Raw genomic sequence first — 19,758 nt, 5'->3', positions numbered from 1 at the left:
GGGCACGCAGCAGCGACGAGGGCGCGCAGGTTTATGGGCCATGAGGCGATTTCGCTGGCGCATCGGGACAGGAGCCGCACCAACAACTCCGCGTCATCTGCAGCGTCGTGCCATCGAAGGTCCGAACGATCCACCCCACAGGCATCACACAGCATTGCGAGCCGATGGCTGGGGGCGAGAGGCCACAGGCAGTGGGCCAAGTAGAGCGAGTCCACGCGGTCGCCCGGGAGCGGGGGTAACTCCTCGCGCTCGCAGGCTTCGTCGAGGAGAGGGAAGTCCGCTGCGGTGCCGTTGTACGCGACAAGTACGTCTGTATGGGTGCAGAACTCACGGACGCGCTCCAGCGCCGCGCGGGGATCTGATGCCCGGGCCCGCTGCTGTTCCCGGAGCCCCTCGTCGTGGATGGCCCAATCATCACTGGGCAAGGACAGAAAGACCTGTAGTCGTGGTTGCTCCGCAATCCAGGCCGCATCCGTCCCTGTCCGTACGGCACCGATTTGGAAGATGCGGCGGTCCACGTACGGGGGCGTGGTCGTTGTGCGTACCACACTCTCGACGTCTATGGCGACGGCACGCATGTAGCTCCGGGAGTTGGTGTCTCCGCTCCTGGGCTCTGGTTCTTGGCGACCTCCGCTCTCTCCGGTGAACAGCAGATCATCCCGCTCGTACAACTGTCCTGTGGACAGTGCCTGGTCGAGAAGCATCATCAGGCGCTGGGGCGGCACCCGCTTGAAACGGCCTCGGGCCGCTGCGATCAGATCGTCGACGGCGATGCCTCGAGGGTGTGCGGCAACGAGCTGGATCAAAGGGGCGGCAGCGGTCGACGGTCTCTTGCTGCTGGACGCGCCCATGAACCATCCCCGGTGGTGCTGGCATGCCAGATGGAGACCAATGGCCCAAATCGGCATAGTCTTTCGGAACTTGACTATTGTGCTGCCGTAACCGCCTGTTGTGGGAGTGTTACGGCAAAACAAGTGGCGTCAGTTCGGCCCTGGCCGGAGGTATCTGCGCCGGCTGTGTTGCTCCAGCCGATGGACTGTCCTCTTCTTCAGACATTGCAGGTTGCCTGAACAACGCCCTGGCCTGCGGCTTCACAGTGCCGGAAGGACCGGATCAGACCTCGACGGTGACCCGTCCGACGCACGGGGGACAGGTCCTCGGGGCCTGAGGGTGAGGATCGTGACGTGTTCGGGGCCGGCGAGGGCAAGCTTGTGGCTGTGCAGGCCAGCATCGGCGAAGAGGGCGATGCCGGGTTGGTGGTGGGTTTGGTGACCGTTTCGACGAAGCGGGAGAGGGTCCGCTCCAGGGTCGGGCGATTGATCCGAGGGTGAGCCCCCTCGGCCAGGGGGCCGTAGTGGTGACCACTCGACCACTCGTAGGTTGTCGGTGCGCGCCAGAGTGGGCATTTGGTGATCGTGTGGTCACGCAGAGCAGCCTTGGTCGGCCCTTGTTGTTTCAAGAGCCAGAGTGCTGCCGCTCAAGGGCGCCATTGTCTCCGGGTTCTTCTGCGTTTACCTGGCCGGAAGGGTGGTGGACGTGATGAGGAGTTCGGCATCGCATACACGCGGCGTCCCCAGAAGCAGACGTGGTGGAAGGACGGTGATCGCGGCTAGGTCTGGCAAAAGCCGTTCCGCGGGAGGCGCGACGGACGTCACGGTGCTGGCCGAGGAACTTGGTGCCGCGCTGGTCCGGGCAGTCCGGCAGGGCGCGGATGATGCGCCGTCCACTGCAGGGACGGGCCACGGCTCGGTCACCATCAGCTGGTACGCCTTTGCTCTTGATTACCTGGCAATGCGCTGGCCGCAGATCGCGGCGAAGACCCGCAACGAGACGAACGCCGCGCTCTGCGCGATCACCCAGGCAATGCTTCGCGACGTGCGAGGCCGCCCGAATGACGAGTTGCTGCGGCGTGCACTGCGGGACTGGGCCTTCGTCCTGCCCCGGCCGGAGCTGCACACGGCACCCCCGGACGTGCGGCTTGCTCTGCGCTGGGTGGAGAAGGCGTCCCGCCCGCTGACCGACCTGATGGATGCGGCCGTGATGCGGGCCGTGTTGCAAGTCCTGCAGCTGAAACAGGACGGTACGGTTGCAGCCGCCGAGACCCAGCGGCATAAGCGCATGACCCTCGTGAATGCCGTGCGGTACGCCATCGAGCAGGGCACGCTCCGCAGCGATCCGATCGCCAACATCAACTGGCGGATCGCCAAGACCGTCAAGCAGATCGACCCTCGGGTGGTCGCCAACCCCGCCCAGGCTCGCTCCCTGCTCTGCGCCGTCTCTTACGTAGGCGGTTACCGGCGGGCCCGCGGACGGCGGCTGGTCGGGCTATTCGCCGGCATGTACTACGCCGGGCTGCGGCCAGAGGAGGCGGTCGCGGTGACCCTGCCGGACTGTGTCCTGCCTGCGGAGGGCTGGGGCAGGGTGATTCTGCACGTCACTCGACCCCAGGCGGGCAAGAAGTGGACCGACACCGGACAACTCCATGATGAGCGTGGTCTGAAGGGGCGTCCGCCGGGGGAGACCCGCCCCGTGCCGCTTCCTCCCGGTCTGGTGGCGATGTGGCGAGAGAGTATCCAAACCTTCGGTACGGCCAGCGACGGGCGGCTGTTCTTCAATGAACGGGGTGGCATCCTCGCCTTCAGCACGTACGACACCGTCTGGCACGAAGCCCGGCAACTGGGCCTTCCATCCGACCTGGTGAACACCCCACTCGCGGCTCGCCCGTACGACCTGCGCCACTCAGCCCTTTCCACCTGGCTCAATGCCGGTGTCGACCCCGCAGAGGTCGCGGAACGCGCCGGCAACAGTGTGGAGGTCCTCATGACCAAGTACGCCAAGTGCCTGTACGGGCGGGTCGCGATCGCCAATCAGCGCATCCAGGCACTGTTGGACGAGTACGACTGAGCATCCTTTAGAGCAGGCACAGCGGCTGGTCGCTGTGCCGTAGCCCCGGACGGGGACCAGCTCCTGCAACCACCACGCAGCTGTGATCGTTCGAGAGAAATACGGCCAGGCTACAGAGGGTTCGCATTGGCGGTCGGGTTCTGTCGCATGGCTGCTGGCAAGACGACGAAACGGTCGCTGCTGCTGTGGCTCGCTACTCCGCGGGCTTCTCGTTCTGCGGAGCGACGAGTTCGCGTTGCCAGTCGCCGAATCTCTCACGCAGGGATGCAGCTTCGGCGGCGGTAAGGCCGTAGGCGGCAAATTACTTGTCGGTGTAGCGCTGGATACGGGCGAGTGAGTCAGCGAACATCCGCGGATCAAAGCCGTCGTCGTTCTGCTTGGCCAGCTCCATCAGGCGTTCGCGGGTGTATCCGGCCTTGAGGAGGCCGTCGACGTCGATGGCGTCGCGGACCTCGGCCCGGCCGTCGAGGGCGGTGGTCTTCCCTGCGGCGACGTCGTCGGGGTGCAGGACGGGGCCGAGCTCGGAGGGCACGGGTGGGTGGTTGAGGAACTCGGCGACGAGTTCCACCTTGTTCTGGGTACCGCTGACGGGGTCGGTGACGCTCAGCCGGGTGTAGGTGCGCTCGGGGTTCTGGTGGGCCAGTTCCACAGTGAAGCCCGCGGCTTCGTATGCGGCGATGACGCGTTCCGTGGCTGCTGGCATCTCCACCGTGGCCCGGTCGATCGGAGCAAAGAGGTCGACGTCGTCACTGACTCGGTTGACGATCTGGTGGGCTTGGACGGCGTAGCCGCCTGCCAGGGCATAGCCGAAGTCGTCAGCGAGAGCGTCGAGCCCGATGCGGATCAGTCGGCTCTACCTTCTTGATCGGGTTGATCGAGCCATTCGTAGGGTTGGGTCGCCCAGGGGTGCTGGGTGTGGCTATCAGTTGGCTGCCGCCTCGTGGCTTGCATCGCTTCGCCGCCCGGCACCCCACGACGACTCGGCCGCCGATTAGGAAGTGCGAACAAGTCGCTGTGTAGAGCAATGCCGGCGAGGTCGTCCGTGGCACATACAGAATGAACACGCACGTCAGGAGCGCGATGAGCCGGATATGGGCGGGGATCGACAGCGGCAAGGGCCACCATCACGCCCTCGCCCTGGACGCAGACGGCAAGACGCTGCTGTCGCGGCGGGTGGCCAACGACGAGCCCGAGCTGTTGAAGCTGATCGGCGACGCCCTCGACTTGGCCGACGGCCGCCAGGTCACCTGGGCCATCGACATGACCGGCGGGGAACCCGCACTGTTGTTGGCCCTGCTGGTCAACCACGGCCAGGAGGTCCTCTACATGCCTGGCCGCCTGGTCAACCGGGCCTCCGACGGCTACCGCGGCGAGGGCAAGACCGACGCCCGCGACGCCTACGTCATCGCCGACCAGGCCAGGATGCGTCGCGACCTGCGGCCCATCCAACCCGGCGACGAAGCCGCCATCGAGTTGAAGCTGCTGACCGGACGCCGGGCCGACCTCGTCGAGGACCGCACCCGCGTCGTCAACCGCCTGCGCGGCACCCTGCTGAGCATGTTCCCGGCCCTGGAAAAGGCCCTGGACGTGACCAACACCGGTCCGCTCAGGCTGCTGACGGGATACCAGACACCGGACGCGATCCGCCGGGCCGGGGTCGCGCGGCTGACGAAGTGGCTGACCAACCGCAAGGTCCGATGCGCCAGAGCCCTGGCCGAAACCGCAGTCGAGGCCGCCGAGCGGCAGCACACCGCCGTCCCCGGGGAGAAGACCATCGCGAAGCTGGTCCACACCCTGGCCGAGGAGGTGATGGCCCTCAACGAGCAGATCTCCGGGATGGACAGGCTCATCGAGGGCCGGTTTCGCGAACACGAGCTCGCCGACATCGTCCTGAGCGTCCCGGGCATCGGCACCGTTCTCGGTGCCGAGTTCATCGCCGCTGTCGGCGGCAGCCTGGACGATTTCGATTCCCCAGATGCCTTGGCGGCCTTCGCCGGCGTCGCTCCAGCTCCTCGTGACTCCGGCAAGGTCAGCGGCAACCTCCACCGGCCAATCGCCTACCACCGAAGACTCCAGCGCGTCTTCTACACCTCCGCACTGGTCAGTGTCCGCTACGACCCGAACTCACGGAAGTTTTATGACCGCAAACGCGCCGAGGGCAAGAAGCACGTCCAGGCCGTGCTCGCCCTCGCCCGCCGACGCGTCAACGTCATCTGGGCTCTGATCCGTGACCGGCGGTGCTACGAAGTGACACCGCCGGTGACTACGGCAGCTTGACAACAGGATTAGGAAGCGGTGCAGCTCGTCCACTACGCTGCGGCCGCCGCAGGTGAGAGCTCGGGGAAGCGGGCCTGCCAGGACGCACGGACCGGGGCGGGCAGGAACAGGTCCGCCCAGTGCCGGCGCAACAGATCGGCGCTCAGGTATGCCCGCAGGTCGGCTGCGGTCTGGGCTTCCCGGATGACCCGCTCGTACATAAGGAGCAGGTCGGCCTCGTCGGCTAGGTCGTACTCGTAGTGCGGGCCCCAGTCGATGTGCCGGGGCAGGGTGACGGTGCCGGAAGTCGGCCCGACCAACTCGTCGAGCGACTCCGGGAGGGCGTAGATCCTCGCGGCTGCGTACCTGCTCATACGCCCAGCATGCCGTAACCGGTCGCGTCGTGGTGCCGACTCCAGCATCCGCGTGAGCAGTGAGCGTGACGCGCGATGAAACGCCTGATCACAGCCGTATCCAGCACTGACCCGGGAAAGTCAAACGGCCTGCTCGTCCGTATGTTTTCCGACCGTCCTTGTCGGCAAACGCGCAGGTCACAGCGGGTTCCCTCCGGTGTTGGCTCCGCCTCGCGGCTTTCCCGTCCCACGAATGTCCCACGCGAAGTCATTGTGTGGGATCAGACATTTGGGATTTCGTCCGCCTGGCGCAATAAAGTCGCAGGTCGAAGGCTTGCTGGACCGAGTGGGCATGGCCAGGTTGGCCGTTGCAGTTTTGGCATGCACAAGAAAGGCGCTGATCTGCATTTCTGCAGTTCAGCGCCTTGATCCGGAGTGCCCCCGGCAGGATTCGAACCTGCGCACACGGCTCCGGAGGCCGTTGCTCTATCCCCTGAGCTACGGGGGCGTGTCGGTTGCGGAGCTCTTCGCTCGCGGCGACGGGTAGAACACTAGCAGGTCCGGAGGGGTGATCAGGAACCTGATTCCCTGGGCGGGCAGCAGGGCAGCTCCCCGCGCGGGGCGGAGCGGAGCTGCTCGCGGGCGGGGCGGGTTCGCTTCGGGGCGAGAGCGGTTCCCCTGTACGGGGTGGAAGTGGGGAAAACCCGGACGCGGTGGCCGGTCCGGACCTACTCTCGACTTGTGCCAGGCGCCTCGGGTCGGGTGCTTGTTGTGGACGACAACAAGGTCATCCGGCAGTTGATCAGGGTCAATCTCGAGCTGGAAGGGCTCGAGGTCGTGACCGCGGCCGACGGTGCCGAATGTCTGGACGTGGTGCACCGGGTGCGGCCCGATGTCGTGACGCTCGACGTCGTCATGCCCCGCCTGGACGGCTTGCGCACCGCCGCGCGCCTTCGCGCCGATCCCCGTACCCACCATCTGCCCCTCGCCATCATCAGCGCGTGCACGCAGTACGAGGTCGACACGGGCCTCGACGTCGGTGTCGACGCCTTCCTCGCCAAGCCCTTCGAACCCTCCGAACTCGTACGGCTCGTCAAGCAGCTCATCGAACGCGGAAGCGGCGACGACGGCGGAGGCAGCGAAGACGGGGGAGAAGGGCACCGGGGCGGCGGAGGCGGGAGCGGCGGCGGAGGCGGGGATGGAGAGGGGGATGAGGGCGGGGACGGCGACAATGACAATGGCGGAGGACCGATCGAGGGCGTCGGTGAGGTTTCCGGCGGAGTCTCCGATGGCCTACCCGGGCGGATTCCGTCCGGCGGTTAGGCCCGGTCGTTGGCGGTGAGGGCGGCCGGTCGTCAGTCGGGTCTGGTGGTCAGGCCCAGTGGATGGAGCCCTGGCGTTCGAGCCGGTGGTTGAGGCCTGCCGTTCGGCCCAGGGAATGGAGCCTCGCGTTTGCCCGCTGGTCCCCGCTGGTCAAGGTCGCTTTCAGGGCAGTTGTCCGGGTGTGTGGAATCGGGGTGGGTTTCCCCTCCCTCCTCCCTCCTCCCCCCTGTCCCACACTGAGAACCAGTTCGTCTACCCACCCCCACCCTCCCCTACGCTTGTCTCGTGACCCCCGTCGAGCTGTCCCGCACCGTGTTGCACGCGGTGCGTCGTGCTGTCGATGACGGGGAGCTGAGTGTGGCCGTGCCCGAGCGGGTCGTGGTGACCGAGCCGGGGCCCGGGGGATGCGGGGACTTCGCCACCAATGTCGCCCTGCAACTCGCCCGGCCGGCCGGGCAGTCGCCGCGGCGGGTCGCCGAGATTCTGCGGCCCCGGCTCATCGGCGCCGACGGTATCCGCGACGTCGTCATCACCGGGCCCGGCTTTCTCAACATCAGCCTCGATGCGCAGGCGGATCCCGTCACCGGGCTCGTCCGGGAGATCCGGGACCGCGGTGCCGCGTACGGGCACGGCGACGCCCTCGCCGGGCAGGTCGTCGCGCTGCGCGTGCCGTACGAGGTCCGGGCCGAGGTGGTCGCCGACGCCGTCGTACGGATCGTCGCCACGCAAGGCGCGCGAGGGACCGTCGAGCACGGGGAGCCCGTCAATCTGCGGCCCGTGCCCGCGCCCGAGGACCCCGCGCCGCTCGGGCCCGACGCCGCCCAGTGGGCCCTGCTCCACCCCGCCCCGCGCGACCGGCCCCGGATCACCGCCGATCACCTGGTCCAGCGGGAGAGTAATCCGCTGTTCCGGGTGCGGTACGCCCACGCCCGCATCCGGTCCCTCAGCCGCAACGCCGCCCGCCTGGGCTTCACGGCCGAGCCCGGCCCGCTCGACATCGACATCGACACCCGCACGGGCAACGACACCCGTGCAGGTGTCACCGACGCGCCCGGCGCCGCCCCCATCGACGCGGGCGACAGGGTCATCGGGGCCGACGGCGTCAGCAATACCGGCACCAACGCCAACATCAACGCCAACACCGGCGACGCCCGCGCCTCCCACCCTCTCCTCACCCCCCTCGCCGACCACCCCCGCATCCTCGCCGCGGCCGCCACCCACCGTGCCCCGGACCGGCTTGCCCGGCATCTCGTCACCGTCGCCGATGCCGTGCTGCCCTTCCTGCCCTGTGTGCTTCCGCGCGGCGAGGAGAAACCCTCGGCCGCCCACCGCGCCCGGCTCGCCCTCGCCGAAGCCGCCGGGACGGTGCTGGCCGGTGGCCTGTCCCTGCTCGGCATCGACGCACCCGAACACCTCTGAGGATCCTCGCGAGAGACGTCCCGGAGAGAGACAGAGAGTCTGAGAGTCACCGACATGAGCCGTTCCGCCCATCCCGCCGGGCCCCGTCACGCCGACGTCCTGCCCGAGGGGCACTACGCCGCGCCGCCCGCCGACCTCAACACCCTCGACCCGAAGGTCTGGGCCCAGACCGTCGCCCGTGACGCCGACGGTGTCCTCACCGTCGGCGGGATCACCGTCACCCGGCTCGCCGAGGAGTTCGGCACCCCCGCCTACATCCTCGACGAGGCCGACTTCCGGGCCCGGGCGCGCGCCTGGCGCACCGCCTTCGGGGCCGGGGCCGACGTGTTCTACGCCGGCAAGGCGTTCCTGTCCCGGGCCGTCGTGCGGTGGCTGCACGACGAGGGGCTCAATCTGGACGTGTGCTCCGGCGGGGAACTGGCCACCGCCCTCTCCGCCGGGATGCCCCCCGAGCGCATCGCCTTCCACGGCAACAACAAGTCCGCGGAGGAGATCCAGCGGGCCATCGAGGCCGGTGTCGGGCGGATCGTGCTCGACTCCTTCCAGGAGATCGTGCGGGTCGCCCACACCGCGCAGTCCCTCGGCAAGCGGCAGAAGGTCCAGATTCGGATCACCGTCGGCGTCGAGGCGCACACGCACGAGTTCATCGCCACCGCCCACGAGGACCAGAAGTTCGGGATTCCGCTCGCCGGCGGGCAGGCGGCGGAAGCCGTGCGGCGGGCGCTGCAGCTCGACGGGCTCGAACTGATCGGGATCCACTCCCACATCGGGTCGCAGATCTTCGACATGTCCGGCTTCGAGGTCGCCGCGCACCGCGTCGTCGGGCTGCTCAAGGACGTCCGGGACGAGCACGGGGTCGAGCTGCCCGAGATCGATCTGGGGGGTGGGCTCGGCATCGCCTACACCAGCGACGACGACCCGCGCGAGCCGCACGAGATCGCCAAGGCGCTCACCGAGATCGTCACGCGCGAGTGCGAGTCCGCCCGGCTGCGTACCCCTCGCATCTCGGTCGAGCCCGGCCGGGCCATCGTCGGGCCGACCGCGTTCACGCTCTACGAGGTCGGCACGGTCAAGCCGCTGGACGGGCTGCGCACGTATGTCTCCGTCGACGGCGGTATGTCCGACAATATTCGGACGGCCCTGTACGACGCCGAGTACAGCGTCGCCCTCGTCTCGCGGGCCAGCGACGCAGAGCCGATGCTCGCGCGTGTCGTCGGCAAGCACTGCGAGAGCGGGGACATCGTCGTGAAGGACGCGTTCCTGCCCGCCGATCTGGCGCCGGGTGATCTCATCGCCGTACCGGCGACGGGCGCGTACTGCCGGTCCATGGCCAGCAATTACAACCATGTGCTGCGGCCGCCGGTCGTCGCCGTGAAGGACGGCGAGGCCCGGGTGATCGTCCGGCGCGAGACGGAGGAGGACCTGCTGCGTCTCGACGTCGGGTGATCCCCCGGGTCCCCGGAACACCGGGGTGGAAGATCTGCGGTCATCCACCCCCGCACACATGAAATAGATGTCTCACGATCCGGACGAAGGGTAGAAACTCCCGTCCGGTGAGTGAGACTGGTCCAACCGTAGACGGTAAGAGGAAACGAGGTCGGATGATGCGTACGCGTCCGCTGAAGGTGGCGCTGCTGGGCTGTGGAGTGGTCGGCTCAGAGGTGGCGCGCATCATGACGACGCACGCCGACGACCTCGCCCAGAGGATCGGCGCCCCGGTGGAGCTCGCGGGCGTCGCCGTACGACGGCCCTCCAAGGTCCGCGAGGGCATTCCGCAGGAACTCGTCACCACCGACGCCACCGCCCTCGTCAAACGCGGGGACATTGACGTCGTGGTCGAGGTGATCGGGGGGATCGAGCCCGCCCGGACCCTCATCACCACCGCCTTCGAGCACGGCGCCTCCGTCGTCTCCGCCAACAAGGCACTGCTCGCCCAGGACGGGGCCGCCCTGCACGCCGCGGCGGAGGAGAGCGACAAGGACCTCTACTACGAGGCCGCCGTCGCCGGCGCCATCCCGCTGATCCGCCCGCTGCGCGAGTCCCTCGCCGGGGACAAGGTCAATCGGGTGCTGGGCATCGTCAACGGCACCACCAACTTCATCCTCGACAAGATGGACTCCACGGGCGCCGGCTATCAGGAGGCGCTGGACGAGGCCACCGCCCTCGGGTACGCGGAGGCCGACCCGACCGCCGACGTCGAGGGCTTCGACGCCGCCGCCAAGGCCGCCATCCTCGCCGGGATCGCCTTCCACACACGCGTGCGCCTCGACGACGTCCACCGCGAGGGCATGACCGAGGTCACCGCCGCCGACTTCCGCTCGGCGAAGGAGATGGGCTGCACCATCAAGCTGCTCGCCATCTGCGAGCGGGCGGCGGACGGGGAGTCCGTCACCGCGCGCGTGCACCCCGCGATGATTCCGCTGACCCACCCGCTCGCCTCCGTGCGCGGCGCGTACAACGCCGTCTTCGTGGAGTCCGACGCGGCCGGGCAGCTCATGTTCTACGGCCCCGGCGCGGGCGGTGCTCCCACCGCCTCCGCCGTGCTCGGCGACCTCGTCGCCGTCTGCCGCAACCGGCTCAACGGCGCAACGGGGCCCGGTGAGTCGTCGTATGCCGCCCTGACCGTCTCGCCCATGGGCGAGGTCGTCACGCGCTACCACATCAGCCTCGACGTCGCGGACAAACCGGGTGTTCTCGCCCAGGTCGCGACCGTGTTCGCCGAGCACGGGGTGTCGATCGATACGGTGCGCCAGCAGGGCAAGGACGGCGAGGCCTCCCTCGTCGTCGTCACCCACCGTGCCTTCGACGCCTCCCTTTCCGGGACCGTCGAGGCGCTGCGCAAGCTCGACACCGTGCGGGGTGTCGCCAGCATCATGCGGGTTGAAGGAGAGTAACCAGCAATGACCCACCAGTGGCGCGGAATCATCGAGGAGTACCGGGACCGGCTGCCGGTATCCGACACCACGCCGGTCGTGACGCTCCGCGAGGGCGGTACGCCCCTCGTGCCCGCGCAGGTGCTCTCCGAGCGCACGGGCTGCGAGGTCCACCTGAAGGTGGAGGGGGCCAACCCCACCGGATCCTTCAAGGACCGGGGCATGACCATGGCCATCAGCAAGGCCAAGGAGGAGGGGGCCAAGGCCGTCATCTGTGCCTCCACCGGCAACACGTCGGCGAGTGCCGCCGCCTACGCCGTGCGCGCGGGGATGGTTTCGGCCGTTCTCGTCCCGCAGGGCAAGATCGCCCTCGGCAAGATGGGCCAGGCCCTCGTGCACGGCGCGAAGATCCTCCAGGTCGACGGCAACTTCGACGACTGCCTCACGCTCGCGCGCGCGCTGAGCGAGAACTACCCGGTGGCGCTGGTCAATTCGGTCAATCCGGTGCGTATCGAGGGCCAGAAGACGGCCGCCTTCGAGATCGTGGACATGCTCGGCGACGCCCCCGACATCCACGTCCTGCCGGTGGGCAACGCGGGCAACATCACCGCCTACTGGAAGGGCTACAAGGAGTACGCCGCCGACGGGATCGCCACGAAGACCCCGCGCATGTGGGGCTTCCAGGCCTCCGGCAGTGCGCCGATCGTGCGCGGCGAGGTCGTCAAGGACCCCTCGACGATCGCCACCGCCATTCGCATCGGCAACCCGGCCTCCTGGCAGTACGCCCTTGCCGCGCGCGACGAGTCGGGCGGTGCCATCGACGAGGTGACGGACCGTGAAATCCTGCGCGCCTACCGCCTGTTGGCCGCACAGGAGGGCGTCTTCGTGGAGCCCGCCTCCGCCGCGTCCGTGGCCGGTCTGCTGAAGGCCGCCGAGCAGGGCAGGGTCGACCGGGGGCAGCGCATCGTGTGCACCGTCACCGGCAACGGCCTGAAGGACCCCGACTGGGCCGTCGCCGGCGCCCCGCAGCCGGTCACCGTGCCGGTCGACGCGGCCGCCGCGGCCGAGCGCCTCGGCCTGGGCTGAGCGGATCCGCCTCGCGAGGGGTGCACAGGGGGCTTACGACACGCATCGTGCGCCTCCTGTGCGCCCTATGTCGCCACAGAACCTTCCTTCGATAGGCTGTACTGAACCCGCCCATTGCATATGCCTGCGCATATGGGTGACGTCGCGCCGTCTGCGCGACCCGAGGGTCTCCCCGTACGTATCGAATGTCTTCGACAGTCACGCAGCTCAAGGAGAGTCAACGAGCGATGGCCGGTCCAGCGTTCCGCGCCGCCGCCGTCCGGGTGCGCGTTCCCGCCACCAGCGCCAATCTCGGCCCGGGCTTCGACGCCCTCGGCCTCGCGCTGGGGCTCTACGACGACGTGGTCGTCCGGGTGGCCGACTCCGGGCTGCACATCGACATCGCGGGGGAGGGCAGCGAGACCCTCCCGCGTGACGAGTCTCACCTCCTCGTCCGCTCCCTGCGCACCGCCTTCGATCTGCTGGGCGGACAGCCCCGCGGCCTGGAAATCGTCTGCGCCAACCGCATTCCGCACGGCCGGGGCCTGGGCTCCTCCTCCGCCGCCATCTGCGCCGGCATCGTCGCCGCCCGCGCGGTGACCATAGGCGGCGAGGCCCGCCTGGACGACGCGGCGCTGCTGGAACTGGCCACGGAGATCGAGGGCCACCCGGACAACGTGGCCGCGTGTCTGCTCGGCGGATTCACCCTGTCCTGGATGGAGTCCGGCGCCGCCCGGGCGATCAGGATGGAGCCCGATGATTCCATCGTTCCGGTGGTTTTCGTGCCCGGAAAGCCGGTGCTGACCGAAACCGCGCGCGGCCTGCTGCCGCGCACCGTGCCGCACGTCGACGCGGCTGCCAACGCGGGCCGTGCCGCGCTGCTCGTCGAGGCCCTCACCCGGCGCCCCGAGCTGCTGCTGCCCGCCACCGAGGACCGCCTCCACCAGGAGTACCGCGCCCCGGCCATGCCGGAGAGCGCCGCGCTGGTGGAGCGGCTGCGCGCCGACGGCATCCCGGCCGTCATCTCGGGCGCGGGACCCACCGTCATGGCGCTGGCCGACCCTGCCAGTGCCGACAAGGTCGCCCACCTCGCAGGCGCGGGCTGGGCGGCGAACCGGCTGGACCTCGATGTCCAGGGAGCGAGCGTGCTGCCGCTTGCGACCTGACACACGGTTGCCGGATTTCGAGAGGGGGAATGTTTGTTGGATCCGGTAGTGTTAACCTCAAGTCTGCACCCGACCCCACCATGGCGAGGTGCCTCGTGTCCCAGTCCGGGACAGACATTCTTCCGGGAGCCTCCCACGCCACTCCGTGTTCCGTGCGCCGTACCTGGGCAGTACGTCGTATGCGGACATTGAGCGGGCCGCCGGGCACGCTTCGGAATCGGTGCTACCACGCCAAGTGACACTGGGTGTCACGGCTCGCGGAAGCGCCATCACCGCACATTTCCTCCGCCGCTTTGGCGGACCACCGCCCCGGCACGGTTCACGGAAGACAGGACCGTAGTCGGACAGCACAACCGGTCGCCGAGCCAGACAGGCCGACGTCCGCTCCAGGGAAGGACCCTTCGTGAGCGACACCACCGATCTGATGGGCGCACGTGTCGAGGAGACCGCTGCCGCGCCCGCCACGGACGCCTCCGCGCCTGCCACCGGTGCCGGCTCCCGGCGGCGCCGCGGTACCGGCCTCGAGGGCATGGTGCTGGCCGAGCTGCAGCAGGTCGCCTCGGGCCTCGGCATCAGGGGCACCGCGCGGATGCGCAAGAGCCAGCTGATCGAGGTCATCAAGGAGGCCCAGGCCGCCGGGGGCAGCGCCCCCAAGGCCGAGCCGGCCACCGAGACCAAGCCCAAGCGCCGCGCCACCTCCAAGGCCCGTACGGGTGAGGCCGCCGTCGACGGCGAGAAGAAGGCCGAGGCCCCCGCCGAGAAGGCCGTGGCCCAGCAGCAGATCGAGATCCCCGGCCAGCCGGCCTCCGACGACGCCCCGACCGAGCGCCGTCGTCGCCGCGCCACCGCCGACGCCGGCAGCCCCGCCGCGAGCGGCGCCGAGACCGTCGCCGCCGAGGCCAAGGCCGAGCCCAAGGCCGAGACGCCGGCCCAGCAGGGCGAGGCCGCCAAGGGCGACGCCGGTGACGGCGAGGGCCGTGGCCGCCGCGACCGCCGTGAGCGTGGCCGCGACCGCGACCGTGACCGCCGCGGCAAGGGCGACGACCAGCAGGGCGGCCAGCGTCAGCAGCAGGGCCAGCAGCAGGGCGGCCGCCAGGACCGGCAGCAGGACGACGACGACTTCGAGGGCGGCCGCCGGGGCCGTCGCGGCCGCTACCGCGACCGCCGTGGCCGCCGTGGCCGCGACGACGTCGCCGAGCCGCAGCTGGCCGAGGACGACGTCCTGATCCCCGTCGCGGGCATTCTGGACATCCTCGACAACTACGCGTTCATCCGGACCTCCGGCTACCTCCCGGGTCCGAACGACGTGTACGTCTCCCTCGCCCAGGTCCGCAAGAACGGCCTGCGTAAGGGCGACCACATCACCGGTGCGGTCCGCCAGCCGAAGGAGGGCGAGCGCCGCGAGAAGTTCAACGCCCTCGTCCGCCTCGACTCCGTCAACGGCATGGCGCCCGAACACGGCCGTGGCCGCCCGGAGTTCAACAAGCTGACCCCGCTCTACCCGCAGGACCGCCTCCGCCTGGAGACGGACCCGGGCGTGCTGACCACCCGCATCATCGACCTCGTGTCGCCGATCGGTAAGGGCCAGCGTGGTCTGATCGTGGCCCCGCCGAAGACCGGCAAGACCATGATCATGCAGGCGATCGCCAACGCGATCACGCACAACAACCCCGAGTGCCACCTGATGGTCGTCCTCGTCGACGAGCGTCCGGAAGAGGTCACCGACATGCAGCGGTCGGTCAAGGGCGAGGTCATCTCCTCGACCTTCGACCGCCCGGCCGAGGACCACACGACGGTCGCCGAGCTCGCCATCGAGCGCGCCAAGCGTCTGGTGGAGCTGGGCCACGACGTCGTCGTGCTGCTCGACTCGATCACGCGTCTGGGCCGTGCGTACAACCTGGCCGCGCCCGCTTCCGGCCGCATCCTGTCCGGTGGTGTCGACTCGACCGCGCTGTACCCGCCGAAGCGGTTCTTCGGTGCGGCGCGGAACATCGAGGACGGCGGTTCGCTGACCATCCTGGCCACGGCTCTTGTCGACACCGGGTCCCGCATGGACGAGGTGATCTTCGAGGAGTTCAAGGGCACCGGCAACATGGAGCTGAAGCTCGACCGCAAGCTCGCCGACAAGCGGATCTTCCCGGCGGTGGACGTGGACGCGTCCGGCACCCGTAAGGAAGAGATCCTGCTCGGCAACGAGGAGCTGGCGGTCGTCTGGAAGCTGCGGCGCGTGCTGCACGCACTGGACCAGCAGCAGGCGATCGAGCTGCTGCTCGACAAGATGAAGCAGACGAAGTCGAACGTCGAGTTCCTGATGCAGATCCAGAAGACGACGCCGACGCCGGGCAACGGAGACTGAGCGGCCAATCACCGTTGAGGTGACTGTGGTTGGCCGGCTGCGGGTCGTTCGCGGCCGGCCGCGCAGTTCCCCGCGTCCCTAGCTGGATATGCCCGCCCCCTGTCTGCACGTGACGGGGGGCGGGCTTTTGCCGCAAGGCCACCGGAAAGGCCACAAGCGAGATCTTTGCCACAAGAATCTCCGCCGGTACCGGCTTCCGGGCGTACGACATCCGGGGCTGAATCCGCAGGTGAGCGGGGTGCCCCCGTACGGGACGACTACACAGCGTGCCCGTCGCTGTACGCGGTGGGCACGCTGCGTTGTGCAACTCTTTCCCAAGTTTCTCCGTCTGACATTGCGGAGCGACGATGGAGCGGTACTGACCGCGCCCGACCCTGAAAGCAGGGGGTAATCGACCGCGAGACCTAGGAGCGATGTGTCCGCCGAGAGCACTCCGGAGCCCGTCATACCCGAGCCGGGCGAGACCGGTCCCCGCAAGGGTGGCAAGGGCCGCCGCCGCAAGGCCCCCAGCAAGGGGAGCAGGGCTCTGCGCGTCACGGCCTGGACCCTCGCGGGCGTGGTGGTCCTGGGCGGCGCCGGCATCGGGTACGTGTACTTCAAGCTCAACGGCAACCTCAAGAGCGTCGACATCGACCAGGCCCTCGGCAACGACCGGCCCAGGAAGATCGACAACGGCTCCCAGAACATCCTGGTCCTCGGCTCGGACAGCCGCGCCGGCTCCAACAAGACGCTCGGCGGCGGCGTCGACGACGGCAGCGCCCGCTCCGACACGGCGATGATCGTCCACGTCTACGAGGGCCACAAGAAGGCCAGCGTGGTCTCCATCCCGCGGGACACCCTGATCGACCGCCCGGCCTGCACCGACGCCAAGGGCACCAAGCACCCGGCCGCGTCCGGCGCGATGTTCAACGAGTCCTACGGCACCGGCGGCGCGGCCTGCGCGGTGAAGACCGTCGAGTCGATCACCGGCATCCGCATGGACCACTATCTGGAGGTCGACTTCGCGGGCTTCCAGAAGCTCATAGACGGCCTCGGCGGCGTCCCGGTCACGACGACCAAGAGCATCGACGACCCGCACAGCCACCTGACCCTGCAGGCCGGCACCCACACGCTCAACGGCCGGCAGGCCCTCGGCCTGGTCCGCACCCGGCACGGCGTCGGCGACGGCTCCGACCTGGGCCGCATCCAGCTCCAGCAGGCCTTCGTCAAGGCACTGATCAACCAGGTCGAGCACGTCGGCGTGTTCACCAACCCGAAGAAGCTCTACGACCTCGCCGACACCGCCACCAAGACCGTCACCACCGACTCCGACCTCGGCTCGGTCAACTCCCTGATCGACTTCACGGACGGCCTCAAGGGCATCGGCGCGAACCACATGACGATGGTCACCATGCCGGTCCAGTACGACCCGGCCGACCCCAACCGGGTCCTCCTGGAGAAGACGAAGGCCCAGCTGGTCTGGGACGCCCTGAAGCACGACCGCCCGATCCCGAAGTCGGCCACAGAGGGTACGGCCACAGGTGAGGCCAAGGGCGTGGTGAGCGGCTGAGGGGCGCCCCCTCACCCGCAGGAATAGAACATCCGCACCCCCGGTTTGGGTGGATGGCCCCAGTCCTGGCAGACTGGTACGTCGGCTCCGGTTCACGCTCCCGCACCCCGCGGCGGCGACCCGGCGCCCTCCCGAAACCTAGGAGACACCTTGAAGCGCGACATCCACCCCGCGTACGTCGAGACGCAGGTCAGCTGCACCTGCGGCGCGTCGTTCACCACCCGCAGCACCATCGAGTCCGGCACCATCCGGGCCGAGGTCTGCTCCGAGTGCCACCCGTTCTACACGGGCAAGCAGAAGATCCTCGACACCGGTGGCCGTGTGGCCCGCTTCGAGGCCCGCTTCGGCAAGGCTGCCGCCGGCTCCAAGAAGTAGCGAGCCCCAATTCGCCGGTCCACGGCCACGCCCTTGTGGGGGTGTGCCCGGGACCGGCGTTTTTGGTCGCCCGCCAGCCCTTCACCCGCAGTATCAGGAGCCCAAGATGTTCGAGGCCGTCGACGAACTCGTCGCCGAGCATGCCGATCTGGAGAAGAAGCTCGCCGACCCGTCGGTCCATGCCGACCAGGCGAACGCGCGCAAGCTCAACAAGCGCTACGCCGAGCTGACCCCGATCGTCGCCACGTACCGCTCCTGGAAGCAGGCCGGCGACGACATCGAGACCGCCCGTGAGCTTGCCGCCGACGACCCCGACTACGCTGCTGAGTTCGTCGCGGAAATCAAGGAGCTGGACAAGCAGCGCGAGGAGCTGACCGAGAAGCTGCGCCTGCTGCTCGTCCCGCGCGACCCGAGCGACGACAAGGACGTCATCCTGGAGATCAAGGCGGGCGCGGGCGGCGACGAGTCGGCCCTGTTCGCCGGCGATCTGCTGCGCATGTATCTGCGCTACGCCGAGCGCGTGGGCTGGAAGACCGAGATCATCGACGCCACCGAGTCCGAGCTGGGCGGCTACAAGGACGTCCAGGTCGCCGTGAAGACCAAGGGCGGCCAGGGCGCCACCGAGCCCGGCCAGGGCGTCTGGGCCCGGCTGAAGTACGAGGGCGGTGTGCACCGCGTGCAGCGCGTCCCCGCGACCGAGTCCCAGGGCCGTATCCACACCTCCGCCGCCGGTGTCCTCGTGACCCCCGAGGCCGAGGAGGTCGAGGTCGAGATCAACCCGAACGACCTCCGGATCGACGTCTACCGGTCCTCCGGACCGGGCGGCCAGTCCGTCAACACCACCGACTCCGCGGTGCGCATCACGCACCTGCCGACCGGCGTCGTCGCCTCCTGCCAGAACGAGAAGAGCCAGCTGCAGAACAAGGAGCAGGCGCTGCGTATCCTGCGCTCCAGGCTGCTCGCCGCGGCGCAGGAGGAGGCCGAGCGGGAGGCCGCCGACGCCCGCCGCAGCCAGGTCCGCACGGTCGACCGCTCCGAGAAGATCCGCACCTACAACTTCCCGGAGAACCGCATCTCGGACCACCGCGTCGGCTTCAAGGCGTACAACCTGGACCAGGTCCTGGACGGCGACCTCGACTCGGTCATCCAGGCCTGCGTCGACGCCGACTCGGCGGCGAAGCTGGCAGCTGCATAAAGGCACGTACGAGTACCACACGGAGGACTTGCGTGAACCTGCTGCTCGCGGAGGTGGCCCAGGCCACCCAGCGGCTGGCCGACGCCGGCGTGCCCTCGCCGCGCAACGACGCGGAGGAGCTCGCCGCGTTCGTGCACGGCGTGAAGCGCGGCGAACTGCACTCCGTGAAGGACTCGGACTTCGACGCCCGGTACTGGGAGGTCATCGCCCGGCGCGAACAGCGCGAGCCGCTGCAGCACATCACCGGCCGGGCCTACTTCCGGTACCTGGAGCTGCAGGTCGGGCCCGGCGTCTTCGTGCCCCGGCCGGAGACCGAGTCCGTGGTCGGCTGGGCCATAGACGCCGTACGGGCCATGGACGTCGTCGAGCCGTGCATCGTCGACCTGTGCTCCGGCTCCGGCGCCATCGCGCTCGCCCTCGCCCAGGAGGTCCCGCGCTCCCGGGTGCACGCCGTGGAGCTGTCCGAGGAAGCCCTGGTGTGGACCCGTAAGAACGTCGCGGGCTCCAGGGTCGACCTGCGCCAGGGCGACGCCCTCACCGCCTTCCCCGACCTGGACGGCCAGGTCGACCTGGTCATCTCCAACCCGCCGTACATCCCGCTGACGGAGTGGGAGTACGTCGCCCCCGAGGCCCGCGACTACGACCCCGAGCTGGCCCTGTTCTCCGGCGAGGACGGTCTCGACCTCATCCGCGGCCTGGAACGCACCGCACACCGGCTGCTGCGCCCCGGCGGCGTCGTCGTGATCGAGCACGCCGACACCCAGGGCGGCCAGGTGCCGTGGATCTTCACCGAGGAGCGGGGCTGGGCGGACGCGGCCGACCATCCCGACCTCAACAACCGCCCCCGGTTCGCGACCGCCCGCAGGGCGCTGCCGTGAGCACCCCCCAGGCAGTGTTTTCCGAAGTCCCGCATTACGTGTACGA

General features: G+C 69.0%; 15 protein-coding genes, 1 tRNA gene and 1 pseudogene. 13 read left to right on the top strand and 4 right to left on the bottom strand.

Annotated elements, in window-relative coordinates:
• Window positions 1-83: 83 nt before the first annotated feature.
• Window positions 84-578: pseudogene (locus AB5L52_RS14515) on the bottom strand (exonuclease domain-containing protein); the annotation flags it as partial.
• A 1,078-nt stretch (window positions 579-1,656) separates the two neighbouring features.
• On the opposite strand from AB5L52_RS14515, the gene AB5L52_RS14510 reads away from it, so the two are divergent.
• Window positions 1,657-2,904 carry a tyrosine-type recombinase/integrase gene (locus AB5L52_RS14510; protein WP_369364362.1) on the top strand — a complete coding sequence of 416 codons (1,248 nt, stop codon included), beginning with the start codon at window positions 1,657-1,659 and terminating at the stop codon, window positions 2,902-2,904.
• Window positions 2,905-3,205: 301 nt separating this feature from the next.
• Here the strand turns inward: AB5L52_RS14510 and AB5L52_RS14505 are convergent, their stop codons facing one another.
• Entirely contained in the window at window positions 3,206-3,742 is a 537-nt protein-coding gene (locus AB5L52_RS14505; RefSeq protein WP_369368875.1) for a nucleotidyl transferase AbiEii/AbiGii toxin family protein, read from the bottom strand.
• 242 nt (window positions 3,743-3,984) lie between these two features.
• Between AB5L52_RS14505 and AB5L52_RS14500 the strand changes: the two genes are divergently transcribed.
• A complete protein-coding gene (locus tag AB5L52_RS14500) occupies window positions 3,985-5,181 on the top strand; it encodes an IS110 family transposase (protein ID WP_369362243.1) in 1,197 nt (398 codons plus the stop codon).
• A 32-nt stretch (window positions 5,182-5,213) separates the two neighbouring features.
• On the opposite strand, the gene AB5L52_RS14495 is transcribed toward AB5L52_RS14500, so the two are convergent.
• Together AB5L52_RS14495 and AB5L52_RS14490 are read right to left on the bottom strand one after the other, a co-directional pair.
• Window positions 5,214-5,534 (bottom strand): hypothetical protein, encoded by a 321-nt coding sequence (locus tag AB5L52_RS14495; protein WP_369364361.1) that lies wholly within the window; start codon window positions 5,532-5,534, stop codon window positions 5,214-5,216.
• Window positions 5,535-5,949: 415 nt separating this feature from the next.
• A tRNA-Arg gene (locus tag AB5L52_RS14490) sits at window positions 5,950-6,021 on the bottom strand.
• Between the two features lie 233 nt (window positions 6,022-6,254).
• Here AB5L52_RS14490 and AB5L52_RS14485 point away from each other — a divergent pair.
• The 11 genes from AB5L52_RS14485 (at window position 6,255) to prmC (ending at window position 19,712) form a co-directional block, all read left to right on the top strand.
• A complete protein-coding gene (locus AB5L52_RS14485; protein WP_369364359.1) occupies window positions 6,255-6,836 on the top strand; it encodes a response regulator in 582 nt (193 codons plus the stop codon).
• A 285-nt stretch (window positions 6,837-7,121) separates the two neighbouring features.
• Window positions 7,122-8,255 carry an ArgS-related anticodon-binding protein NrtL gene (nrtL, locus tag AB5L52_RS14480; protein WP_369364357.1) on the top strand — a complete coding sequence of 378 codons (1,134 nt, stop codon included), beginning with the start codon at window positions 7,122-7,124 and terminating at the stop codon, window positions 8,253-8,255.
• A 54-nt stretch (window positions 8,256-8,309) separates the two neighbouring features.
• Window positions 8,310-9,701: a diaminopimelate decarboxylase gene (lysA, locus tag AB5L52_RS14475; RefSeq protein ID WP_351023714.1), complete on the top strand. Its 1,392-nt coding sequence runs from the start codon at window positions 8,310-8,312 to the stop codon at window positions 9,699-9,701.
• Between the two features lie 155 nt (window positions 9,702-9,856).
• Window positions 9,857-11,149, top strand: coding sequence for a homoserine dehydrogenase (locus AB5L52_RS14470; protein ID WP_351023711.1), 1,293 nt, complete (start codon window positions 9,857-9,859; stop codon window positions 11,147-11,149).
• A 6-nt stretch (window positions 11,150-11,155) separates the two neighbouring features.
• Window positions 11,156-12,214 (top strand): threonine synthase, encoded by a 1,059-nt coding sequence (gene thrC / locus AB5L52_RS14465; protein WP_351023708.1) that lies wholly within the window; start codon window positions 11,156-11,158, stop codon window positions 12,212-12,214.
• A 227-nt stretch (window positions 12,215-12,441) separates the two neighbouring features.
• Window positions 12,442-13,359, top strand: a complete 918-nt coding sequence (gene thrB / locus AB5L52_RS14460; protein ID WP_369364354.1) for a homoserine kinase — start codon at window positions 12,442-12,444, stop codon at window positions 13,357-13,359.
• Between the two features lie 403 nt (window positions 13,360-13,762).
• Window positions 13,763-15,715 (top strand): transcription termination factor Rho, encoded by a 1,953-nt coding sequence (rho, locus tag AB5L52_RS14455; protein WP_351023702.1) that lies wholly within the window; start codon window positions 13,763-13,765, stop codon window positions 15,713-15,715.
• A gap of 415 nt (window positions 15,716-16,130) precedes the next feature.
• Entirely contained in the window at window positions 16,131-17,264 is a 1,134-nt protein-coding gene (locus tag AB5L52_RS14450; protein WP_351023699.1) for an LCP family protein, read from the top strand.
• 150 nt (window positions 17,265-17,414) lie between these two features.
• On the top strand, window positions 17,415-17,639 hold the full coding sequence (rpmE, locus tag AB5L52_RS14445) for a 50S ribosomal protein L31 (protein WP_014675000.1): 225 nt from the start codon (window positions 17,415-17,417) through the stop codon (window positions 17,637-17,639).
• Between the two features lie 106 nt (window positions 17,640-17,745).
• Entirely contained in the window at window positions 17,746-18,834 is a 1,089-nt protein-coding gene (gene prfA, locus AB5L52_RS14440) for a peptide chain release factor 1 (RefSeq protein ID WP_351023696.1), read from the top strand.
• A 32-nt stretch (window positions 18,835-18,866) separates the two neighbouring features.
• Window positions 18,867-19,712: a peptide chain release factor N(5)-glutamine methyltransferase gene (prmC, locus tag AB5L52_RS14435; RefSeq protein WP_351023693.1), complete on the top strand. Its 846-nt coding sequence runs from the start codon at window positions 18,867-18,869 to the stop codon at window positions 19,710-19,712.
• Window positions 19,713-19,758: the final 46 nt, after the last annotated feature.

It is taken from the genome of Streptomyces sp. CG4, from assembly GCF_041080655.1.
Lineage (GTDB): Bacteria > Actinomycetota > Actinomycetes > Streptomycetales > Streptomycetaceae > Streptomyces.
The sequence above is the reverse complement of the archived record's forward strand: the minus strand, read 5'-3'. Positions and strand labels throughout refer to the sequence as shown.

Bases quoted from the DNA above. Each gene is read 5' to 3' on its own strand.
- AB5L52_RS14495 (WP_369364361.1), bottom strand. From the start codon at position 5,534: ATGAGCAGGTACGCAGCCGCGAGGATCTACGCCCTCCCGGAGTCGCTC.
- AB5L52_RS14500 (WP_369362243.1), top strand. From the start codon at position 3,985: ATGAGCCGGATATGGGCGGGGATCGACAGCGGCAAGGGCCACCATCAC.
- thrB (WP_369364354.1), top strand. From the start codon at position 12,442: ATGGCCGGTCCAGCGTTCCGCGCCGCCGCCGTCCGGGTGCGCGTTCCC.
- AB5L52_RS14470 (WP_351023711.1), top strand. From the start codon at position 9,857: ATGATGCGTACGCGTCCGCTGAAGGTGGCGCTGCTGGGCTGTGGAGTG.
- thrC (WP_351023708.1), top strand. From the start codon at position 11,156: ATGACCCACCAGTGGCGCGGAATCATCGAGGAGTACCGGGACCGGCTG.
- lysA (WP_351023714.1), top strand. From the start codon at position 8,310: ATGAGCCGTTCCGCCCATCCCGCCGGGCCCCGTCACGCCGACGTCCTG.
- prfA (WP_351023696.1), top strand. From the start codon at position 17,746: ATGTTCGAGGCCGTCGACGAACTCGTCGCCGAGCATGCCGATCTGGAG.